Origin of the sequence: Curtobacterium flaccumfaciens (assembly GCF_004361695.1) — a bacterium.
Classification (GTDB): Bacteria; Actinomycetota; Actinomycetes; order Actinomycetales; family Microbacteriaceae; genus Curtobacterium; species Curtobacterium flaccumfaciens_B.
This window is the reverse complement of record NZ_SNVW01000009.1, coordinates 143,457-163,248: the sequence shown is the minus strand read 5'-3', so window position 1 is coordinate 163,248 and position 19,792 is coordinate 143,457. Positions and strand designations below refer to the sequence as shown.

Sequence of the window (19,792 nt, the reverse complement as noted above, 5' to 3'; positions counted from 1 at the left end):
TGGGGGGGGGGGGGGGCGCGGGGGGGGGCCCCCCCCTCCCCCGGGCGGCCCGCCGCCGGCGGGGGGGCCCCCGTCCCCCCCCCCCCCCCCCCGCCGGCGGGGGGGGGGGGGCCCCGCGGCCCCCGCGCCTCCAGGCCGTCGACCGTCGCGTCTACCGCGCGCTGGTCGCGTCGTCCCGCTGGACCACCTCGGTGAGCCACGCGAGGATGCGCGCGTCGAACCAGTCGGCGTCGTAGTTCCAGAGCTTCGTGTGCCGCGCGGTCGTCTGGACCTCGAGCCGGACGAGGTCCGGCCGGGCCTCGGCCAACCGGTGCGACGCGGAGGACGGGACGAACCCGTCGTCGTCGCTGTGCAGCAGCAGGATCGGCACCGACAGTTCGTCCGCGCGCGCGACCATGTCGAGTTCCCGCAGGTCGACGGGCCGGTGCAGGCCGGTCGCCCGGTGCAGGACCGGCGTGCGGAGCAGCCGCTGGGCGACCTTGCGCACCGGACGGGGCAGGCGCAGGAGCTGGCTCTGCGACTTGAGGACCGCGTGCCAGTCGACGACGGGCGACTCGAGCACCACACCGTCGACCAGGTGCGCGAAGCGGGAGCGGACGAGGGTCTGCAGCACCACGGCGCCGCCCATCGACCAGCCCATCAGCACAACGCTCGACGCACCCCGGCCGGCGAGCCAGCGCAGGACGGCGTCGATGTCCTCCCACTCGGTGCTGCCGAGGCCGTAGCGCCCGTCGACGCTGCGCGGGGCGACGCCGTCGTTCCGCCAGCTCGCCAGCACCACGGAGTACCCCGCCGCCCGGAAGACCGGTACCGCACGGATCGTCTCGGCACGGGTGACCCCGCGGCCGTGCACCAGGACGGCCCAGGGTGCGTCCGGGTCGTCGGCGCGGACGACCCAGGCCGGAGCCGGACCGTTCGGGGTGGGCACGTCGACGTCCTCGACGGGGACGTCGAGCTCGCCGGGGGTCAGGTAGAACCAGCCGCCCCAGCGCCCTCGGCGTGCGGCGGTCGGGTCGCCGGCGTCGATCGCGATGATCCGCCGGGTGACGGTGGTGTCGGTCGTGCCGAGGACCTCGCCGACGCGCATGTGGCCGGTGCCGCCGCCGAACCAGAGGCTGTAGCGGCCCTGCAGTTCGGTGTCGGCGGTGCGCTCGACGGTGACGGTCATCCGGACCGGGTCGACCGCGTGGATCGGGACCCGTTCGGTGCGCTTCCGGTCCGGCGTGACGACCGCTCGGGCCACCGCCGCGACGAAGCCGCCGATGACCGCGGTGCCGACCGCGGCCGCCGCGACACCGGCCCCGAGGGCGATCAACCCGGCCGATCGTGCGGTCCCCTGGACGACGTCCTCGGCGGGTCGCGCGGATCGGGACATGGTCCGGAGCCTAGTCTGCATTCGTGTCCGAAACCCGAGAGCCCGACGCCTTCGCGCGGCTCCGTGCGTTCGTGGCGTCGGGCGGCACCCGCGCCGAGACGACGATCACCGAGATCCCCTCGCCGTCACGCATCGCCCCGTTCTCGATCGCCCTCGCGGCGGACGTGTCGGGCGCCGTGCACGGCATCGACTCCGACCTCGGGACGGGGCGCTTCATCGCGCTCCACGACCCCGACGAACCGGAGGGCTGGGGCGGCGCGTACCGCATCGTGACCTTCGCGCAGGCGCCGCTGGAACCGGAGATCGGCGTCGACGAGTTCGTCGCCGACGTGACGTGGAGCTGGCTCGTGGACGCCCTCGCGGCACACGGCGCCGAGTACGACCACGCCTCCGGCACGGCGACCAAGATCATCTCCCGCGGCTACGGCGACCTCTCCGCACAGGGCGACGGCGCGCAGCTCGAGCTGCGCGCGTCGTGGACCCCGCGCGGCGACGACCTCACCGCACACGTCGAGGCGTGGGAGGAGATCGTGGCGATGCTCGCCGGTCTGCCGCCCGCGTCGGACGGCGTGACCCTGTTGGCCCCGAGGAGGACCGCACGTGACTGACCCCGCCGCTCCGGCTGCGTCCCCGTTCGAGGCCGGACACGACGCCGTCCACGTGATCGAGTCGCGTTCGGAGTACCTCGACGCGGTCGCGGCGATCGCTGCCGGGCACGGCCCCGTCGCGGTCGACGCCGAACGCGCCAGCGGGTACCGCTACTCGCAGCGTGCCTACCTCATCCAGGTGTTCCGCCGCGGCGCCGGTGCGTTCCTGTTCGACCCGATCCCGATCGGCGACTTCTCCGAGCTGCAGGACGCCATCGTCGACGAGGAGTGGCTGTTCCACGCCGCCTCGCAGGACCTGCCGTGCCTGCAGGAGGTCGGTCTCGTGCCGACGCGCATCTTCGACACCGAGCTCGGTGCCCGCATCGCCGGGTTCCCGCGCGTCGGACTCGGGGCGGTCGTCGAGCAGCTGCTCGGCATCACGCTCGCGAAGGCGCACTCCGCCGCCGACTGGTCGACCCGTCCGCTGCCGCAGGCGTGGCTCGTGTACGCGTCCCTCGACGTCGAGCTGCTCCCGGACCTCCGTGACGCGCTCGCCGAGCAGCTCGAGGTCGCCGGCAAGACCCGCATCGCGGCCGAGGAGTTCGCCGCCGTCCTGCAGCGCGCCCCGAAGCCCCCGCGTGCCGAGCCCTGGCGCCGCCTGTCCGGCATGCACGCCCTCCGCGGCGCCCGTGCCCTCGCCATCGCCCGGTCGCTGTGGCTCGCCCGCGACGCCTTCGCCCGCGAGGCCGACATCGCCCCCGGCCGGACGATCCCCGACTCCGCGATCGTCGCCGCCGCGGCCGCGAACCCCGAGTCGAAGGGGGAACTGAGCGGGGTGAAGGCCTTCACCGGCCGCGCCAGCCGCTCCGAGCTCGACCGGTGGTGGGCCGCCGTCGACGAGGGTCGGACCACCGAGGACCTGCCGAAGCTCCGCGGCACCGGCGAGGCCACGCTGCCGCCGCCCCGCGCCTGGGCCGACCGGAACCCCGCCGCCGACCGCCGGTACAAGGCCGCGCGTGCCGCCGTCGTCGCCCGTGCCGAGGAGCTCGACCTGCCCGTCGAGAACCTCCTCACGCCGGACACGCTCCGCACCGTCTCGTGGGAGCCGCCGACGCCGATCGCGACCGAGACCGTCGGTGCGGTGCTCGCCGCGCACGACGCCCGCCCGTGGCAGGTGGAGGAGACCGCGTCGATCATCGCGCACGCCTTTGTCGCTGCTGCACAGGAGCCTGCTGCCGAGAGCAACACGGAGTCGTAGGAACGCCCCAACCGGCATGCGTCCGCCCAGCCTCGGGGCATAGCGTCGACCTGCATGCCGGGTACGACCCGGCCGGTCGGGGCGGAACGTGCCCCGGCGTGATCGATGAGGATCTGGAGGCCCAGATTGCCAAAGGCAGCAGAAGTCGTCTTCGTGGACGGCGTTCGGACACCGTTCGGACGAGCCGGGGAGAAGGGGGTGTTCTGGAAGACCCGCGCCGACGACCTCGCGGTGCACGCCATGCGCGGGCTCCTCGACCGGAACGCCTCGTTGGACGGCGCGGCCGTCGACGACGTCGCGGTCGCGGCGACCACGCAGCAGGGCGACCAGGGGCTCACGCTCGGCCGGACCGTGGGGATGCTCGCGGGCCTCCCGAAGACCGTCCCCGGGTACGCGATCGACCGGATGTGCGCCGGCGCCATGACGAGCGTCACGACGCTCGCCGGAGCCATCGCGTTCGGTGCGGCCGACGTCGCCATCGCCGGCGGGGTCGAACACATGGGACGCCACCCGATGGGGTTCGGCGCCGACGTGAACCCGCGGTTCGTCGCGGAGCGCATGGTGGCGAGCGACGCGCTCGTGATGGGCTCGACCGCTGAGCGGCTGCACGACCGCTTCCCCGCGATCACGAAGGACCGCACGGACGCCTACGCCGTCCAGTCCCAGCAGCGCTACGCCGCCGCGTGGGCCGCGGGCAAGCTGCAGCCGGACCTGGTGCCGGTCGAGGTCAACAACGGCGACGGCTGGGACATCGTGTCCAGTGACGAGCCGCCGCGCCCCGGGACCACGCTCGAGGCGCTGGCCGCCCTGAAGACGCCGTTCCGTCCGCACGGACGGGTCACCGCCGGCAACGCGGCGGGCCTGAACGACGGCGCCACCATGAGCCTGCTCGCGTCGTCCGACGCCGCCAAGGAACACGGCCTGCCGACCAAGATGCGCATGGTCTCGTTCGCGTTCGCGGGCGTCGACCCCGAGGTGATGGGCATCGGTCCCGTCCCCGCCACCGACAAGGCACTCGCGAAGGCCGGGCTGTCGATCGACGACATCGGCCTGTTCGAGATCAACGAGGCGTTCGCCGTCCAGGTGCTCGCCTTCCTCGACAACTACGGCATCGCGCAGGACTCCCCGAACGTGAACGGCTGGGGCGGCGCCATCGCGGTCGGCCACCCGCTCGCCTCGAGCGGCGTCCGCCTGATGACCCAGCTCGCGGCGCAGTTCGCCGAGCGCCCCGACGTCCGGTACGGCATCACCACGATGTGCATCGGCCTCGGCCAGGGCGGCACCGTCATCTGGGAGAACCCGTCGTTCAGCCGTTCCGCCGCACGAAAGGCCTCGTGATCGTGACCATCACCGACAACGACCGGCTCCTCGCGCTCAGCGAGGACGAGGTCGTCACCCACTCGTACGTCAAGCACGTCGCGCTCCCCTCTGGTGGCACGCTCGCGCTCATCACGCTCGACAACGGCAAGGACTACAAGCGTCCCTCGACGCTGGGGCCGCGCACGCTGTACGAACTGTCCGGGGTGCTCGACACGCTCCGGACCGAGGCGTCCGCCCGCACGATCCAGGCCGTCGCGATCACCGGCAAGGAGTACTGCTTCGCGGCCGGTGCCGATCTGTCGCAGGCGGCGTCGGTGCCGTCGCGTGAGGTCGCGCACGACCTCGCCGCCCTCGGCCACGCGACCCTCCGGAAGCTCTCCGACCTCGGCGTCCCGTCGTTCGCGTTCATCAACGGCATCGCGCTCGGCGGCGGGCTCGAGATCGGCCTGCACTGCACCTACCGCGTGTTCTCGTCGGCGGCGCAGGGCATCGGCCTGCCCGAGGTGTTCCTCGGCATCATCCCCGGCTGGGGCGGCGCGACGCTGCTCCCCCGCCTGATCGGCCCCGAGAAGGCGCTCCGCGTCATCGTCGAGAACCCGCTCAAGAACAACCGCCTGCTGGACGGGCCGGCCGCGGTCGAGCTCGGCATCGGTGACGCCCTCATCCCGTCGGTGACCTTCCTGCCCTCCGCGGTGGCGTGGGTCGACGGCGTGGTGTCCGGCCGGACCAAGGTCGTCCGGAAGAACGAGCCCGGCATGATCGAGAAGGCCGCGTGGGGCACCGTCGTCAAGGTCGCCCGCGGCCAGGTGGCGTCGAAGATCGGCACCGTCCCGAAGTCCCCGTTCCGGGCGCTCGACCTCGTCGCCGCCGCTCGAGGTGGGTCGCTGGACGAGCGGTTCGCCGACGAGGACGACGCCCTCGCCGACCTCATCTCGGGCGACCAGTTCGCCGCGTCGATGTACGCGTTCGACCTCGTGCAGAAGCGCGCGAAGCGGCCCGTCGGTGCACCCGAGGGCGTCGAGGCGAAGAAGATCACGAAGGTCGGCGTCCTCGGCGCCGGGCTCATGGCGTCCCAGTTCGCGCTGCTCTTCGCCCGACGGCTCGGTGTGCCCGTCGTCATCACCGACGTCGACCAGAGCCGCGTCGACGCGGGTGTGTCGCGGATCTCCGGTGAGGTCGACAAGCTGCTCGACAAGGGCCGCGTCTCCCCCGATGACGCGAACCGCATCAAGGCACTCGTGACCGGGTCGGTGTCCTACGACGCCTTCGCCGACGCCGACTGGGTGATCGAGGCCGTCTTCGAGGAGATGTCCGTCAAGCAGGAGGTCTTCCGGAAGATCGAGCAGGTCATCGCTCCGGACGCCATCCTCGCCACGAACACCTCGTCGCTGTCGGTGTCCGAGATGGGTTCCGTGCTGTCCGACCCGTCACGCCTGGTCGGGTTCCACTTCTTCAACCCCGTGGCCGTGATGCCGCTGCTCGAGGTCGTCCGGACCGCCCAGACCTCGGACGAGACCCTCGCCACGGCGCTGGCGGTGGCGAAGACCCTGAAGAAGACCGCGATCATCACGGCCGACCAGCCCGGCTTCGTCGTGAACCGGGTGCTCGCCCGCGTGCTCGGCGAGGCGATGCGCGGCGTCGAGGAGGGCACCTCGTTCGACGTCGTCGCACAGGGTGCTGCGCCGCTCGGCCTGCCGATGTCCCCGTTCGAGCTCCTCGAGCTCGTCGGGCTGCCGGTCGGCGCGCACGTGCTCGACTCGCACCACGCCGCGTGGCCGGAGCGCTTCTACCCCGGCGACGGGCTGAAGAAGATCGCCGAGTACGGGCACATCCTGACCCGCGACAAGAAGGGCAACGCGACCGGGTACGAGCCCGCCGCCGTGAAGCTCGTCGCGCCGTCGAAGAAAGCGGCTGCACCGGTCGACGCTGCCGAGATGCAGCGGCGCTTCGAGGACGCCCTCGCCGACGAGCTGCACCGCATGCTCGAGGACGGCGTGGTCCAGCACGTGGAGGAGATCGACCTCGGCCTCATCCTCGGCGCGGGCTACCCGTTCCAGGCCGGCGGCATCAGCCCGTACCTCGACCGCTCCGGAGCCTCGGAGCGCGTCTTCGGCGGGTCCTTCCACGACCCGCTGGTCGTCGGCCCCGCCGCTCGCTAGCGGCGCCGGCCGCGGCTGCCGCGGCCGGGTCGGGGCCCGCTGCACAACCAAAGTCACCCCGAACCGCGGATCGCCGCGGTTCGGGGTGACTTTCGTTGTGCGGTGGCGCCGCGGCGGCGCCCCGGCGCGCGCCGGCGCCATCGGCGCCGCCGCGGCGCGGCGCCGGCGCGGCTCAGCCGTCGACCGACGAGCGCGACCGCGCCGGCTTCGCCTGCGGCAGCTTCGTGCCGACGACCTGGTCGATGACGTCGCGCGCGATCGCCTGCGCGGTGAGCCCCGCGTCGGCGAGGATCTGGGAGCGTGACGCGTGGTCGATGAAGGCGTCCGGCAGCCCGAGCTCGTTCACCCCGGTGTCGACGCCCGCGGCCCGGAGGTCCTGCCGGAGCCGCGTGCCGACGCCACCGACCCGCACGCCGTCCTCGATCGTGATGACGAGCCGGTGGTCGCGGGACAGGTCGATGAGCGACGCCGGGATCGGCACCACCCAGCGCGGGTCGACGACGGTGACGCCGATCCCCTGCGCCTCGAGCAGTGTGGCTGCCTCGAGTGCGACGGGCACCATCGAGCCGACGGCCACGAGGAGGACGTCCTCCTCCGCGCCGGACTCCGGCGCGTGCAGCACGTCGACGCCGTCGGACAGCCGACGCAGCGCGGGGATGTCCGGGCCGACCTGGCCCTTCGACCAGCGCAGGACGGTCGGGGCGTCGTCGACCGCCACGGCCTCGCGGAACTCCTCGCGGAGCGTCGGGGCGTCACGGGGCGCGGCGATGCGGATGCCCGGCACGACCTGCAGCAGCGCGAGGTCCCACATGCCGTGGTGCGACGGGCCGTCGGGTCCGGTGATGCCCGCACGGTCGAGGACGAACGTCACGCCGGCCCGGTGCAGGGCGACGTCCATGAGCACCTGGTCGAACGCCCGGTTGAGGAAGGTCGCGTAGAGCGCCACCACGGGGTGCAGGCCACCGAACGCGAGCCCCGCGGCGGTGGTCACGGCGTGCTGCTCCGCGATCCCGACGTCGATCACCCGCGACGGGTGGCGCTCCTGGAACAGGTGCAGCCCCGTCGGCCGGAGCATCGCCGCGGTGATCGCGACGATCCGCGGGTCGTCGGAGCCGACGTCGGCGAGGGTCGAGGCGAACACCGAGGTCCACGACGGGCCCGACGAGACGTCGAGCGACTCGCCGGTCTCGGGGTCGATGTGCCCGACGGCGTGGAACTGGTCCGCCTGGTCGCGGAGCGCCGGCTCGAAGCCGTGCCCCTTCTCGGTGATGGCGTGCACGATCGTCGGCGCGCCGTACTCCTTGGCCTGCCGGAGCGCTGCCTCCATCGCCCGCTGGTCGTGGCCGTTCACCGGACCGATGTACTTGATGTCGAGGTTCGAGTAGAGCGCCTCGTTGTTGGTGAACCGCGACAGGAAGCCGTGCAGGCCGCCGCGCATCCCGCGGTAGATCGCCCGCCCCGGGGCACCGAACCGGCTCGCGACCGCCCGCGAGGTCTCGTACAGCGCGCGGTACTCCCGGCGCGTCCGCACCGAGCTGAGGAACCGTGCCATCCCGCCGATCGTCGGCGCGTAGGACCGCCCGTTGTCGTTCACGACGATCACGAGCCGCCGGTCGTTGCCGTCCGAGATGTTGTTGAGGGCCTCCCACGTCATCCCGCCCGTGAGCGCACCGTCACCGACCACCGCGACGACCGTGCGGTCTGCCTGGCCGGTCTGCACGAACGCGCGCGAGATGCCGTCCGCCCACGACAGCGAGGACGACGCGTGCGAGGACTCGACGATGTCGTGCTCGGACTCGCGCCTCTGCGGGTACCCGGCGAGCCCGCCGCGCTCGCGCAGCCGCGAGAAGTCCTGCCGGCCGGTCACGAGCTTGTGCACGTACGACTGGTGCCCCGTGTCGAACACGAAGGCGTCGTGCGGCGAGTCGAACACGCGGTGCATCGCCAGGGTCAGCTCGACCACACCGAGGTTCGGGCCGAGGTGCCCACCGGTCTTCGCGACCTCGGCGACGAGGAAGCGCCGGATCTCCGCGGCGAGGTCGGTCATCTGCGCGTCCGACAGACGCTTCAGGTCGCGCGGCGACGTGATGCTGGCGAGCAGACTCACGGGCGCTCCTTTCGTGGGGCTGATCCCCCACCATATCCGCGTGACCGGCAGACGGACTGGAGGCCCGTGGCAGTGTCGCCACGGGCCTCCAGTCCGTCGTGTGGTCGCGTCAGCGACCCGTGCTCACCGCGTTCAGACGAGCGAACGCAGCACGTACTGCAGGATGCCGCCGTTGCGGTAGTAGTCCGCCTCGCCGGGGGTGTCGATGCGGACGACCGCGTCGAACTCGATCGTCTGCTTGCCCGCGGGCGAGTGCTCGCTCGGCTCGGCGGTGACGTGCACCGTCTTCGGGGTGCGGCCCTCGTTCAGCTCCGTCAGGCCCGAGATCGAGACGACCTCGGTGCCGTCGAGCCCGAGGGACTCGACCGACTCGCCGACGGGGAACTGCAGCGGGACCACGCCCATGCCGATCAGGTTCGACCGGTGGATGCGCTCGAAGCTCTCGGTGATGACGGCCTTCACGCCGAGCAGGTTCGTGCCCTTCGCCGCCCAGTCGCGGGACGAGCCGGAGCCGTACTCCTTGCCGCCGAAGATGACGAGCGGGATGCCCTGCTCCTGGTAGTGCTGCGAGGCGTCGTAGATGAACGACTGCGCACCGTCCGGCGTCGTGAAGTCACGGGTGTAACCGCCCTCCACGCCGTCGAGGAGCTGGTTGCGGAGGCGGATGTTCGCGAACGTGCCGCGGATCATGACCTCGTGGTTGCCGCGACGCGAGCCGTAGGAGTTGAAGTCCTTGCGGTCGACGCCGTGCTCGTCGAGGTACTGGCCCGCCGGGCTGTCCGCCTTGATCGAACCGGCCGGCGAGATGTGGTCGGTCGTGACCGAGTCGCCGAGCTTCGCGAGGACGCGGGCGCCGGAGATGTCCGAGACCGCGTCGGGCTGCATCGTCATGCCCTCGAAGTACGGGGGCTTCCGGACGTAGGTCGACTCCTGGTCCCACTCGAAGGTGTCGCCCGTCGGGGTCGGCAGGTTCTTCCAGCGGTCGTCACCCTCGAACACGGAGCCGTACTCGTGGGTGAACATCTCGGTGTCGATGGACGCGTCGATGACCTGCTGGACCTCGACCGCGTCGGGCCAGATGTCCTGCAGGAAGACGTCGTTGCCGTCCTGGTCGGTGCCGAGCGAGTCCTTGTCGAAGTCGAAGTGCATCGACCCGGCGAGGGCGTACGCGATGACCAGGGGCGGAGACGCCAGGTAGTTCATCTTCACGTCGGGGTTGATGCGCCCCTCGAAGTTGCGGTTGCCCGAGAGCACCGCGGTCACGGCGAGGTCGTTGTCCTGCACGGCCTGCGAGATCTCCTCGGGCAGCGGGCCCGAGTTGCCGATGCAGGTGGTGCAGCCGTAGCCGACCGTGTAGAAGCCGAGGTCCTCGAGGTAGGTGGTGAGACCGGCCTTCTCGTAGTAGTCGGTGACGACCTTCGACCCCGGCGCGAGCGTGGTCTTGACCCACGGCTTCGCCTTGAGGCCCTTCTGCGCGGCGTTCCGGGCGAGGATGCCGGCGGCCATCATGACCGAGGGGTTCGACGTGTTGGTGCACGAGGTGATCGCGGCGATCGCGACGGCGCCGTGGTCGATCGTGAACGGGTCGGCCCCGTCCATCGCGACCCTGGTCGGCTGCGAGGCGGTCGACGGGGCGCTCGACACGTAGACGTGCTCGTGTGTCGTGGTGTCCTCGTTCGTCGAACCCGCGGCGATCGGGTCGGACGCGGGGAAGGTGTCCTCGACCGCGTCGTCCAGGTCGGTCTGCTCGCTCGGCGACGTGTAGTTGCTCAGGTCGACCTCGAACTGCGTCTTCGCCTTCGAGAGCTCGATGCGGTCCTGCGGACGCTTCGGGCCGGAGATCGACGGGACGACCGTGGAGAGGTCGAGCTCCATGTACTCGGAGTAGTTCGGCTCGACCGACGGGTCGTGCCAGAGCCCCTGGGTCTTGGCGTACGCCTCGACCAGCGCGATCTGGGCGTCGTCGCGGCCGGTCAGGCGCAGGTAGTCGAGCGTGACGTCGTCGACCGGGAACATCGCCGCCGTGGAGCCGAACTCCGGCGACATGTTGCCGATGGTGGCCCGGTTCGCGAGCGGGACCTCGCCGACGCCCTCGCCGTAGAACTCGACGAACTTGCCGACGACCCCGTGCTTGCGGAGCTCCTGCGTGATGGTGAGCACCACGTCGGTCGCGGTGACGCCGGCCGGGATGGACCCGGACAGCTTGAAGCCGACGACCTTCGGGATGAGCATCGACACCGGCTGGCCGAGCATCGCTGCCTCGGCCTCGATGCCGCCGACGCCCCAGCCGAGCACGCCGAGGCCGTTCACCATCGTGGTGTGCGAGTCGGTGCCGACGAGGGTGTCCGGGTAGGCGTAGGTCTCGCCGTCGAAGTCACGCGTGTAGGTGACCTTCGCCAGGTACTCGATGTTGACCTGGTGCACGATGCCGGTGCCCGGCGGGACGACCTTGAAGTCCTCGAACGCGGTCTGGCCCCAGCGGAGGAACTGGTAGCGCTCCCCGTTCCGCTCGTACTCGAGGTCGGTGTTGCGCTGCAGGGCGTCCTCGCGACCGAAGAGGTCGGCGATGACGGAGTGGTCGATGACCATCTCGGCCGGCGACAGCGGGTTGATCTTGTTCGGGTCGCCACCGATCTCGGCCATCGCCTCGCGCATGGTGGCGAGGTCGACGATGCACGGCACGCCGGTGAAGTCCTGCATCACGACGCGCGCGGGGGAGAACTGGATCTCGGTGTCCGGCTCGGCGTCGGGACGCCACGAGCCGAGCGCGCGGATCTGCTCCTCGGTGACGTTCTTGCCGTCCTCGGTGCGGAGGAGGTTCTCGAGCAGCACCTTCAGGCTGTACGGGAGCTTCTCGTACCCGGGCACCGTGTCGATCCGGTGGATCGCGTAGTCGACACCCCCAACCGAGAGTGTGTCCTTCGAGCCGAAGCTGTTGACTGCAGCCACTGTGCCGCCTCCCTACTGATCGGTGTGCCCCCATCCTGGTCGGCCGCGGAGCGACCCACCAGCAAGGCAAACCTAATCCCCGCGACCGGCGACGGCCCGGGGAGAATTGTCTCGATGTCGAGACAACTCTACACCGCGGCGGCGTTGCCCTCGCGTCGGAACACCGTGCGGACCAGCAGCCACGTCACCCAGAGCAGCGCCGCGTAGAGCGGGACGCCGGTGATGAGCTTGATGCCGGCGAGCAGTTCGACCTGCGCCGTCAGGTACAGCGGGATCTCGATGACGAGGCGGATCGCGAAGAGGCCGACCCACAGCCAGGTCGCCACGGTGAGCACCCGACGCTTCGCCGGGTCGGCCCGCCAGTCCTGGTGGCTGCCGTCCTCGTTCGGCGGGAGCAGGAACCCGACGATGAGACCGATCAACGGCTGCCGGATCGCCAGGGTCACCAGGAGCCCGACGAGCCAGACGATGTTGATGATGATGCCGGGGATGAAGTTGCTCTCCGCACGCCCGGTGATGAGCGCGAGGCCGGCCGAGATCGCCACGCCGAGGATGCCGGCGAGGGACATCACGAGGGACTGCCGCTGCAGGAGTCGGAGCACCACGAACACGGCGCCGATCACCACCGGGATGAGGACGCTCGGCACGAGCTCCTTCGTGATCGCGTAGACGACCAGGAACGCCAGACCGGGGAGCACCGACTCGGCGAGGCCGCGGACACCGCCGATCGCCGCGACGAGCGCGTGCCCGGACGGGGCCTCTCCGGGGGCGACCTTGCCCAGTCCGGTGTTCTGCACCGCCGCGCGGAACTGCTCGTTGAACGACGGCAGCGCGTCGGGCGCGTCCGCTTCGGGACGGGTGGTGTCGTCGTTGTCCGGCACCGTGCCTCCAGGCTCAGATCGCGGTCTGCGTCGACTTCGGCATGTGCAGCGGGATGAGGTCGCGCGGCGGCATCGGCGTGGTCCCGCGGACCACGACGACGCTGCGGAACAGGTCCTCGATGTCGGCGGCGTCGTCGGGCTGCTCGGCGGCCTTGCCGGCGATCACGCCGCGCAGGAACCAGCGCGGGCCGTCGACGCCGATGAAGCGGGCCGGGCGGGCGCCGTCGGTGATGCCGGAGCCGTCCGTGACGACGGGCACCTGCGCGCGGAGCTCGGGGCCGAACGGACCGTCGACCTCGGTCACGACACCGCCCTGACGCTCGATCTGCTCGGCGATCTGCGCGCGGATCTCGTGCCAGAGGCCGGTGGAGCGGGGGGCCGCGAACGGCTGGACCTGCAGGGTGGACTCGTCGTAGTCGAGCCCGACGGCGACGACGCGCTGCGAGCCCTCCTCGACCTCGAGCCGGAGGTGCAGTCCCTCGCGCGGCAGGACCTTCACGCCGCCGAGGTCGACGTACGGACGGACCAGGTTCGCCTCGGTCTCGTCGTGCGGGCCGTGGTCGGCGCGGTCCTCGGGGGCGGACTTGTCCGTCGGCGCGACGGCGTCCACCTCGTCGAGGTCGGCGTCGGCATCGGTCGCGATGTCCACCTCGGGGGTCGTCTCGGCGACCTCGACATCGTCGACGACGGCTTCCGCCACCTCGACCTCGTCACGCTTGCGTCGGCCGAACTTCATGCGCGCGTTCCTTCCTGAGCATTGTCGGCGGTGCCGCTGGCGGCACCGCTCCGGTCACCGTAGCCCGACGAGCCGAACCCGCCCTGGCCGCGGACGCTGTCGGGCAGCTCGTCGACGCGGGTGAACGACACGCGCGGGACCGGCATGACGATCATCTGGGCGATGCGGTCCCCGACGTGCACCTCGTGCGACTCGGTCTGGTCCGTGTTGAGCAGCGCGACCTTGATCTCGCCCCGGTAGCCCGCGTCGACGGTGCCGGGCGAGTTCACGATCGTGATGCCGTGCTTGGCGGCGAGGCCGCTGCGCGGGACGACGAAGGCCGCGTGGCCCTCGGGGAGCGCGATGCGGAGGCCGGTGCCCACGAGACGCCGCTCGCCGGGACGGAGCACGAACGCCTCGGTGGAGACGAGGTCGGCTCCGGCGTCACCGGGGTGGGCGTAGCCGGGAGCGTTCTCCCCGGTCCAGAGCACGTCGACTGGTTCGGTCACGTGTCGAGGGTAGTGCAGACCGTGACCGTTCCGTGACCTGGCCCGAGTCGTGGTCGAATGGACCCGTGACCCTGTACCGCGAACGACTGTGGGCTCCGCCCGTCCTCTACCTGGCGACCGCGCTCGTCATCCCCGCCAGCCTCCTCGTGTTCCTGCCGATCAGCGTGCTGACGGGGGTGCTCGTCGCGATCGGGATGTACCTCGGCGTGGTCGTGCTGCTCTGGGCGCTCGCCCCGACGATCGAGGTCACCGACACCGAGTTCCGCGCCGGCCGGGCGCACCTCCCCCGGGCGCTCGTCGGCGAGGTCTCCGCCTACGAGGGCGCCGAGGCCACGACGCAGCGCGGTCCGAAGCTCGACGCCCGCGCCTGGACCCTCTTCCGCGGCTACGTGCGCGGGGTCGTCAAGGTCGAGGTCGAGGACCCGGCGGACCCGACCCCGTACTGGCTGGTCAGCGTCCGCAACCCGTCGGCCGTCGTCGCCGCGTTGCGTTCCTGAGTCCCCACCCCCGTCTCTGCCTGGAGGCGCGGTGCGGCTCCGCCCCGCGCCTCCGACCGCCGGGGCACGGCCGTCCGGCATGCGAACGGCCCGTCACCCAGGAGGGTGACGGGCCGTTCGACTCCGTGCGGTCCTAGAGCGCCGCGCACTCCGCGCAGACCGGTCCGAGCTTCGACTCGTGGTCGAGCTGCGAGCGGTGCTTCACCAGGAAGCACTCGACACAGGTGAACTCGTCGACCTGGGGCGGGAGCACGACGACGTCGAGGTCGACGTCGCTGAGGTCCTGTCCGGCGAGCTCGAAGCTGCCGGGGTTGTCGGAATCATCGTCGACGACCCCCGACATCTTGTCGGGAACGCGCTCCTTGAGGGCCTCGATCGACTCCGAGTCAGAGTTGTCGTCGGTCTTCCGGGGGGCGTCGTAATCGGTGGCCATGCCCATCCATTTCTCGTATCGAGAGGTCGTCGCCGGTGATCGGCGGCGACAGTTTGCACCACGTCCCGCCAGAGCGCAAACCGAGAACTCCGGCGGGTCGTTCTGGCGCTGCAACCCGACACCCGTCGCCGCTATTCCCGGGGTCGGGAATCGGCCCGACGGGAGTCCGCGGCACGCCCGTGCGCCTCCCCGGGATCGGCCCGGGACGGCTGCATACTCCTGGGGTACGACGCTCGACCGTACGCGACGCTCGGAAGGCGGAACCATGCAAGACGTGAGAGTCATCGGAGTGGAGTCCGGGGCACTCCTCCTCGCGACCGACGGCGGGACCGAGTTCCGGTTGCCCGTGACCTCGTCGCTGCCGGGCCAGGTCCGGCAGGCGAACCCCGAGGCCGGTCCGCAGAAGCGTGTGTCCCCGAAGGACGTGCAAGCCCGCATCCGCGGTGGTGCCGACGCCGCCGAGGTCGCTGCCGCGCTCGACGTCGACGTCGAGTACGTCCGCCGCTTCGAGGGCCCCGTGCTCGCCGAGCGTGCGTTCATCCTCGACGCCGCACACCGGGTGCCGGTCACCCCGGTCGACGACCAGGCCCCGGACGCCTTCGGTGCGGCGATCACCGCGAAGCTCGAGGCCGGCGAGGCCACGGCGGTCTCCTGGGCCTCGTGGAAGCACGCCGAGCACGGCTGGCAGGTGCGCGTGCACTACACCGCCGCCGAGGTCGAGCACGACGCCCAGTGGCTCTTCGACCCCAAGACGTCGACGCTGACGCCGGACAACGGCGACGCGCACCGGCTCTCGCACAGCGACGACGAGGGCATCGCGCCCCGCCTCCGCGCCGTGGAGCCGGACCACCAGGACACCGACGGCACGCGGTTCGACTCGGGCGCGTTCCGCGTCGACGAGCCGGACGAGGACGTCACCAACCCCGACGTGCAGGAGCGCCCGCTCCGTGCGCCGCTCCCCCGCATCGGCGTCGCCGCCGTCGAGGAGCGTGCCCCGGGCAACGAGACCGCCGACCTGCTCGAGGCCCTTCGGCGTCGCCGCGGTGAGCGGGAGTCCGCCGCGTTCGGTGAGCAGCAGGAGGAGCCCCGCGGCACCTCGATCAGCGTCGTCGACATCCCGCTGCAGGGCTTCGAGGACGAGCCCGCTGGCGTCCAGCAGCAGGACGCCCGTCCGGTATCTGCCCCGGAGTCCGAGGGTGGTCGTCAGGAGCGCAAGAAGCGCAACCGCCGCTCGATGCCGAGCTGGGACGAGATCGTCTTCGGCACGCGTCCGGACGACGACCCAGCCTGATCGCCGCGCGCGGGGGCGTTCCTACGCGAACGCTCCCGCGAGCCGGAGCGGCACGAGGATCTCGTCGTCGGTCATCGCACCGTGCTGGCCGATCATCCGCTTCGGCTCCTCACCGTCGCGCAGCCCGCGGTCGTCGTTGAACGCCCACGACCCCCGCGCCACGACGATGACGTCGCCGATGCGGTCGACGACCTCGTCCGAGACCGGGCCGAACCACCCCGCGGCGATCGCCTCGTCACGGCTGGCCACGGTCGCCTTCTTGCCGTAGCGGGCCCGGAACGCGCCGACGAGCGAGCGCACGTCGGTGCCCGGCGCGACGGTGAGCTGCCGGCAGCGCGGATCCCCGGCCACCCCGACCACGTCGGTCAGCAGCAGCGGGTCCATCGCGATGTTCGCGTGGTCCGGCACGTCCAGGACCCCGTGGTCGGCGGTCACGACGACGCCCACGTCGTCGGCGACACCCCGGTCGAGCCGCGCGAGCTCCCCGTCGAGGAGTTCCAGGGCGGCCGTCCACCGGTCCGACTGCCAGCCGTTCTTGTGTCCGATCGAGTCGAGCTCGGGGACGTAGAGGTACACCAGCGACCGGCCCGTCGCGGTCTCGACGAGGGCGGCGTCGATGCGCTGCGGGATCGAGTCCGCCGCCACGTACCGCGCGCCGCCGAGCACGTTCGCGGTCATGCCCGACGAGCGGTAGCGGGCCGGGCCGACGACGACCGGGTCGACGTCGAGCGCCTGCGCCGCGGTGAAGAGCGTCGGCGCGAGCAGCCAGCCCGCGGGGACCTCGGCGTCCCACCCGCTCAGCAGGTTCATCACCGCACCGGTGCCCGGGTTCCAGCCGCTGTACCCGACCACACCGTGCGTGCCGGGCGAGCGGCCGGTCGTCAGGGTGCTCAGCGCGGCCGCCGTCGTGGTGGGGAACCCGCTCCGCAGCTTCTTCTTCCCCGCGGCGAGCCAGCGTGCGTGACCCGCGCGGGCCGCCAGTGCGCCGGCCCCCAGGCCGTCGACCAGCACGACGATCGCGGAACGGGCGGGTCGGAGGGTGATCCGTGCCTCCAGTCCGGTGGTGCGCAACCAGGCGTCGTCCGCAGCCCCGAGCGCCACGAGGCAACTCGGGAAGACGTCGGCGAGGTTCGCGGTGGCGTCGGGGGCCGTCGGTACGCTTGTTCCCATCTCCCCCAGTCTCCCAGAAAGGTGCCATGGCACGCACGGAAGCAGTCGGCCTGCCCGACGGTGAACGCATCGAGGACGTCGACGTCTCCGAGGAGATGCAGGGCTCCTTCCTCGAGTACGCGTACTCCGTCATCTACTCGCGGGCGCTCCCCGACGCACGTGACGGCCTCAAGCCGGTGCAGCGGCGCATCCTCTACCAGATGTCGGAGATGGGCCTGCGGCCCGATCGCGGGCACGTCAAGAGCGCGCGCGTCACCGGCGAGGTGATGGGCAAGCTGCACCCGCACGGCGACGGCGCGATCTACGACGCCCTGGTCCGGATGGCGCAGCCGTTCACGATGCGCGTCCCGCTCGTCGACGGGCACGGCAACTTCGGCTCGCTCGACGACGGCCCCGCGGCCGCGCGCTACACCGAGGCACGCCTGGCCGAGCCGTCGATGGCGATGACCGAGGGCCTGGGCGAGGACGTCGTCGACTTCGTCCCGAACTACGACAACCAGATCATGCAGCCCGGCGTGCTGCCCGCGGCGTTCCCGAACCTGCTGGTCAACGGCGCGTCCGGCATCGCCGTCGGCATGGCGACCAACATGGCGCCGCACAACCTCGGCGAGGTGGTCGAGGCCGCGAAGCACCTGCTCATGAACCCGCAGGCCACCCTCGAAGAGCTCATGGAGTACGTCCCCGGGCCGGACCTGCCCTCCGGCGGCACGATCGTCGGGCTGTCCGGCGTGCGCGACGCCTACGCCAGCGGCCGCGGCTCGTTCCGCACCCGGGCGAAGGTCTCCGTCGAGAACCTCACGCCGCGCAAGGCCGGACTCGTCGTCACCGAGCTGCCGTACCTGGTCGGCCCGGAGCGCGTGATCGAGAAGATCAAGGACGGCGTCCAGGCGAAGAAGCTCGTCGGCATCTCCGACGTGAACGACCTGACCGACCGCAACCACGGGCTCCGACTCGTGATCGGCATCAAGTCCGGCTTCAACCCCACCGCGGTGCTCGAGCAGCTCTACAAGCACACCCCGCTCGAGGACGGCTTCGGCATCAACAACGTCGCCCTGGTGAACGGGTCGCCGCGCACGCTCGGGCTCCGTGAGCTCCTCGACGTCTACGTGCAGCACCGGCTGTCGGTCGTCACGCGCCGGTCGCAGTACCGCCTCGCGCGCAAGCGGGAACGGCTGCACCTCGTCGAGGGCCTCCTCGTCGCGATCCTCGACATCGACGAGGTCATCGAGGTCATCCGGTCCTCCGACGACTCCGAGGCCGCGCGCTCCCGGCTGCAGGACGTCTTCGATCTGTCCGAGGTGCAGGCCGAGTACATCCTCGAACTGCGACTCCGTCGCCTGACGAAGTTCTCACGCCTCGAGCTCGAGGGCGAGCGGGACCAGCTGCTCACCGACATCGCCGCGCTCGAGGAACTGCTCGCGTCGGACGAGCGGCTGCGTGCCCAGGTCGCGCTCGAGCTCACCGAGGTGTCGGACCGCTTCGCGACCCCACGTCGGACCCTGCTGACCGAGGCCGACGCCCCGGTCCGCGGTGGCAAGAAGGCGGCGGTCGACCCCGAGTCGCTGCAGATCGCCGACGCACCGTGCCGCGTGCTGCTCTCCACCACCGGCCGGCTGGTGCGGGTGGACATCCCCACCTCGGACCTCGGCATCGTGCGGGTGCCGAAGCGGTCGAAGCACGACGCCGTTCGCTCCTCGGTCGTCTCGACGGTCCGCGGGCAGGTCGGCGCGCTCACCTCGACCGGCCGCGTGCTGCGGTTCTCGCCGGTCGACGTGCCCGCGGTCCCGCCGGCGTCCGTCCGGCTCGACGCCGGCGTGCGGGTGACCGAGTACCTCGGCATCACCAAGAACGAGGTGGTCGTGGCGCTCGTCGACCTGTCGCCCTCTGCTCCGGACTCCCTCGCGATCGGGAGCGCGCAGGGCATCGTCAAGCGGGTCACCGCGGGTGCCTGGCCGGACAAGGACGAGATGGTCGCGATCGGGCTGAAGCCCGGCGACTCCGTGATCGGAGCGACCCAGGCGCCGGAGTCCGACGACCTCGTGTTCATCACCTCGAACGCGCAGCTGCTCCGGTTCCCAGCGTCCGGCGTCCGCCCGCAGGGGCTCCCCGCAGGTGGCGTGGCCGGGGTCGCGCTGGCCTCGGGTGCCTCGGTGGTCTGGTTCGGGTCCGTCGCCCGCTCCGACGACGCCGTGGTCGCGACCGTGTCCACGTCCTCGTCGGCACTGCCCGGCACGGACACCGGCCGCGCGAAGGTCTCGGCGCTGTCCGAGTTCCCGGCGAAGGGCCGTGCGACCCAGGGGGTCCGGGCGCACGCGTTCCTCAAGGGCGAGGACGGCATCACCGTGGCGTGGGCGGGCATCGCTCCGCCGCACGCGGTCGGCACGGACGGCGCTGCCCGGACCCTGCCGGACTGGCTGTCGAAGCGTGACGGGTCGGGCGCGCCGCTCGACGCCGTGATCGGCACGATCGGCGGGAGCGCGGCGGCGCTCGACGGCACCGCCGGCGAGGCGTAGCGCGCCGCGCCGCGCCGCCGCTGGGACC

The 19,792-nt window shown here is 71.8% G+C and carries 15 protein-coding genes; 7 read left to right on the top strand and 8 right to left on the bottom strand.

The genetic code is table 11. The features are described from left to right. Positions 1–151: 151 nt before the first annotated feature. Complete coding sequence (locus tag EDF64_RS13390) at positions 152–1,375, bottom strand: alpha/beta fold hydrolase (protein WP_166645738.1); 1,224 nt, start codon at positions 1,373–1,375, stop codon at positions 152–154. 23 nt (positions 1,376–1,398) lie between these two features. On the opposite strand from EDF64_RS13390, the gene EDF64_RS13385 reads away from it, so the two are divergent. From EDF64_RS13385 to EDF64_RS13370, 4 genes are all read left to right on the top strand, one after another. Beyond that, on the top strand, positions 1,399–1,983 hold the full coding sequence (locus EDF64_RS13385; RefSeq protein WP_133520472.1) for a DUF3000 domain-containing protein: 585 nt from the start codon (positions 1,399–1,401) through the stop codon (positions 1,981–1,983). Next, positions 1,976–3,220 carry an HRDC domain-containing protein gene (locus tag EDF64_RS13380; protein ID WP_133520471.1) on the top strand — a complete coding sequence of 415 codons (1,245 nt, stop codon included), beginning with the start codon at positions 1,976–1,978 and terminating at the stop codon, positions 3,218–3,220. Before EDF64_RS13385 ends, EDF64_RS13380 begins: the two co-directional genes overlap by 8 nt. 105 nt (positions 3,221–3,325) lie before the next feature. Continuing rightward, a complete protein-coding gene (locus EDF64_RS13375) occupies positions 3,326–4,558 on the top strand; it encodes a thiolase family protein (protein WP_133520470.1) in 1,233 nt (410 codons plus the stop codon). Continuing rightward, positions 4,555–6,699 (top strand): 3-hydroxyacyl-CoA dehydrogenase NAD-binding domain-containing protein, encoded by a 2,145-nt coding sequence (locus tag EDF64_RS13370; protein ID WP_133520469.1) that lies wholly within the window; start codon positions 4,555–4,557, stop codon positions 6,697–6,699. The genes EDF64_RS13375 and EDF64_RS13370 overlap by 4 nt, the downstream gene beginning before the upstream one ends. Before the next feature lie 172 nt (positions 6,700–6,871). On the opposite strand, the gene dxs is transcribed toward EDF64_RS13370, so the two are convergent. From dxs to dut, 5 genes are all read right to left on the bottom strand, one after another. Continuing rightward, positions 6,872–8,806, bottom strand: a complete 1,935-nt coding sequence (gene dxs / locus EDF64_RS13365; protein WP_133520468.1) for a 1-deoxy-D-xylulose-5-phosphate synthase — start codon at positions 8,804–8,806, stop codon at positions 6,872–6,874. A gap of 132 nt (positions 8,807–8,938) precedes the next feature. Further along, positions 8,939–11,755, bottom strand: coding sequence for an aconitate hydratase AcnA (gene acnA / locus EDF64_RS13360; protein WP_133520467.1), 2,817 nt, complete (start codon positions 11,753–11,755; stop codon positions 8,939–8,941). 128 nt (positions 11,756–11,883) lie between these two features. Next, the gene (locus EDF64_RS13355) at positions 11,884–12,636 is read right to left on the bottom strand and encodes a DUF3159 domain-containing protein (RefSeq protein ID WP_133520466.1); all 753 of its coding nucleotides are present in this window, start codon (positions 12,634–12,636) and stop codon (positions 11,884–11,886) included. 13 nt (positions 12,637–12,649) lie between these two features. Continuing rightward, positions 12,650–13,372, bottom strand: coding sequence for a DUF3710 domain-containing protein (locus EDF64_RS13350; protein ID WP_243736386.1), 723 nt, complete (start codon positions 13,370–13,372; stop codon positions 12,650–12,652). After that, complete coding sequence (gene dut, locus EDF64_RS13345; RefSeq protein WP_133520465.1) at positions 13,369–13,860, bottom strand: dUTP diphosphatase; 492 nt, start codon at positions 13,858–13,860, stop codon at positions 13,369–13,371. The genes EDF64_RS13350 and dut overlap by 4 nt, the downstream gene beginning before the upstream one ends. A gap of 65 nt (positions 13,861–13,925) precedes the next feature. Between dut and EDF64_RS13340 the strand changes: the two genes are divergently transcribed. Then, entirely contained in the window at positions 13,926–14,357 is a 432-nt protein-coding gene (locus tag EDF64_RS13340; protein WP_133520464.1) for a DUF3093 domain-containing protein, read from the top strand. A 133-nt stretch (positions 14,358–14,490) separates the two neighbouring features. On the opposite strand, the gene EDF64_RS13335 is transcribed toward EDF64_RS13340, so the two are convergent. After that, positions 14,491–14,790: a DUF4193 domain-containing protein gene (locus EDF64_RS13335; RefSeq protein ID WP_031263038.1), complete on the bottom strand. Its 300-nt coding sequence runs from the start codon at positions 14,788–14,790 to the stop codon at positions 14,491–14,493. Positions 14,791–15,064: 274 nt separating this feature from the next. On the opposite strand from EDF64_RS13335, the gene sepH reads away from it, so the two are divergent. Beyond that, complete coding sequence (gene sepH, locus EDF64_RS13330; RefSeq protein ID WP_166645737.1) at positions 15,065–16,081, top strand: septation protein SepH; 1,017 nt, start codon at positions 15,065–15,067, stop codon at positions 16,079–16,081. Positions 16,082–16,102: 21 nt separating this feature from the next. On the opposite strand, the gene EDF64_RS13325 is transcribed toward sepH, so the two are convergent. Next, positions 16,103–17,251, bottom strand: coding sequence for an alkaline phosphatase family protein (locus EDF64_RS13325; protein ID WP_133520462.1), 1,149 nt, complete (start codon positions 17,249–17,251; stop codon positions 16,103–16,105). A gap of 26 nt (positions 17,252–17,277) precedes the next feature. Between EDF64_RS13325 and EDF64_RS13320 the strand changes: the two genes are divergently transcribed. Continuing rightward, positions 17,278–19,764, top strand: coding sequence for a DNA gyrase/topoisomerase IV subunit A (locus tag EDF64_RS13320; protein WP_133520461.1), 2,487 nt, complete (start codon positions 17,278–17,280; stop codon positions 19,762–19,764). Positions 19,765–19,792 lie beyond the last annotated feature (28 nt).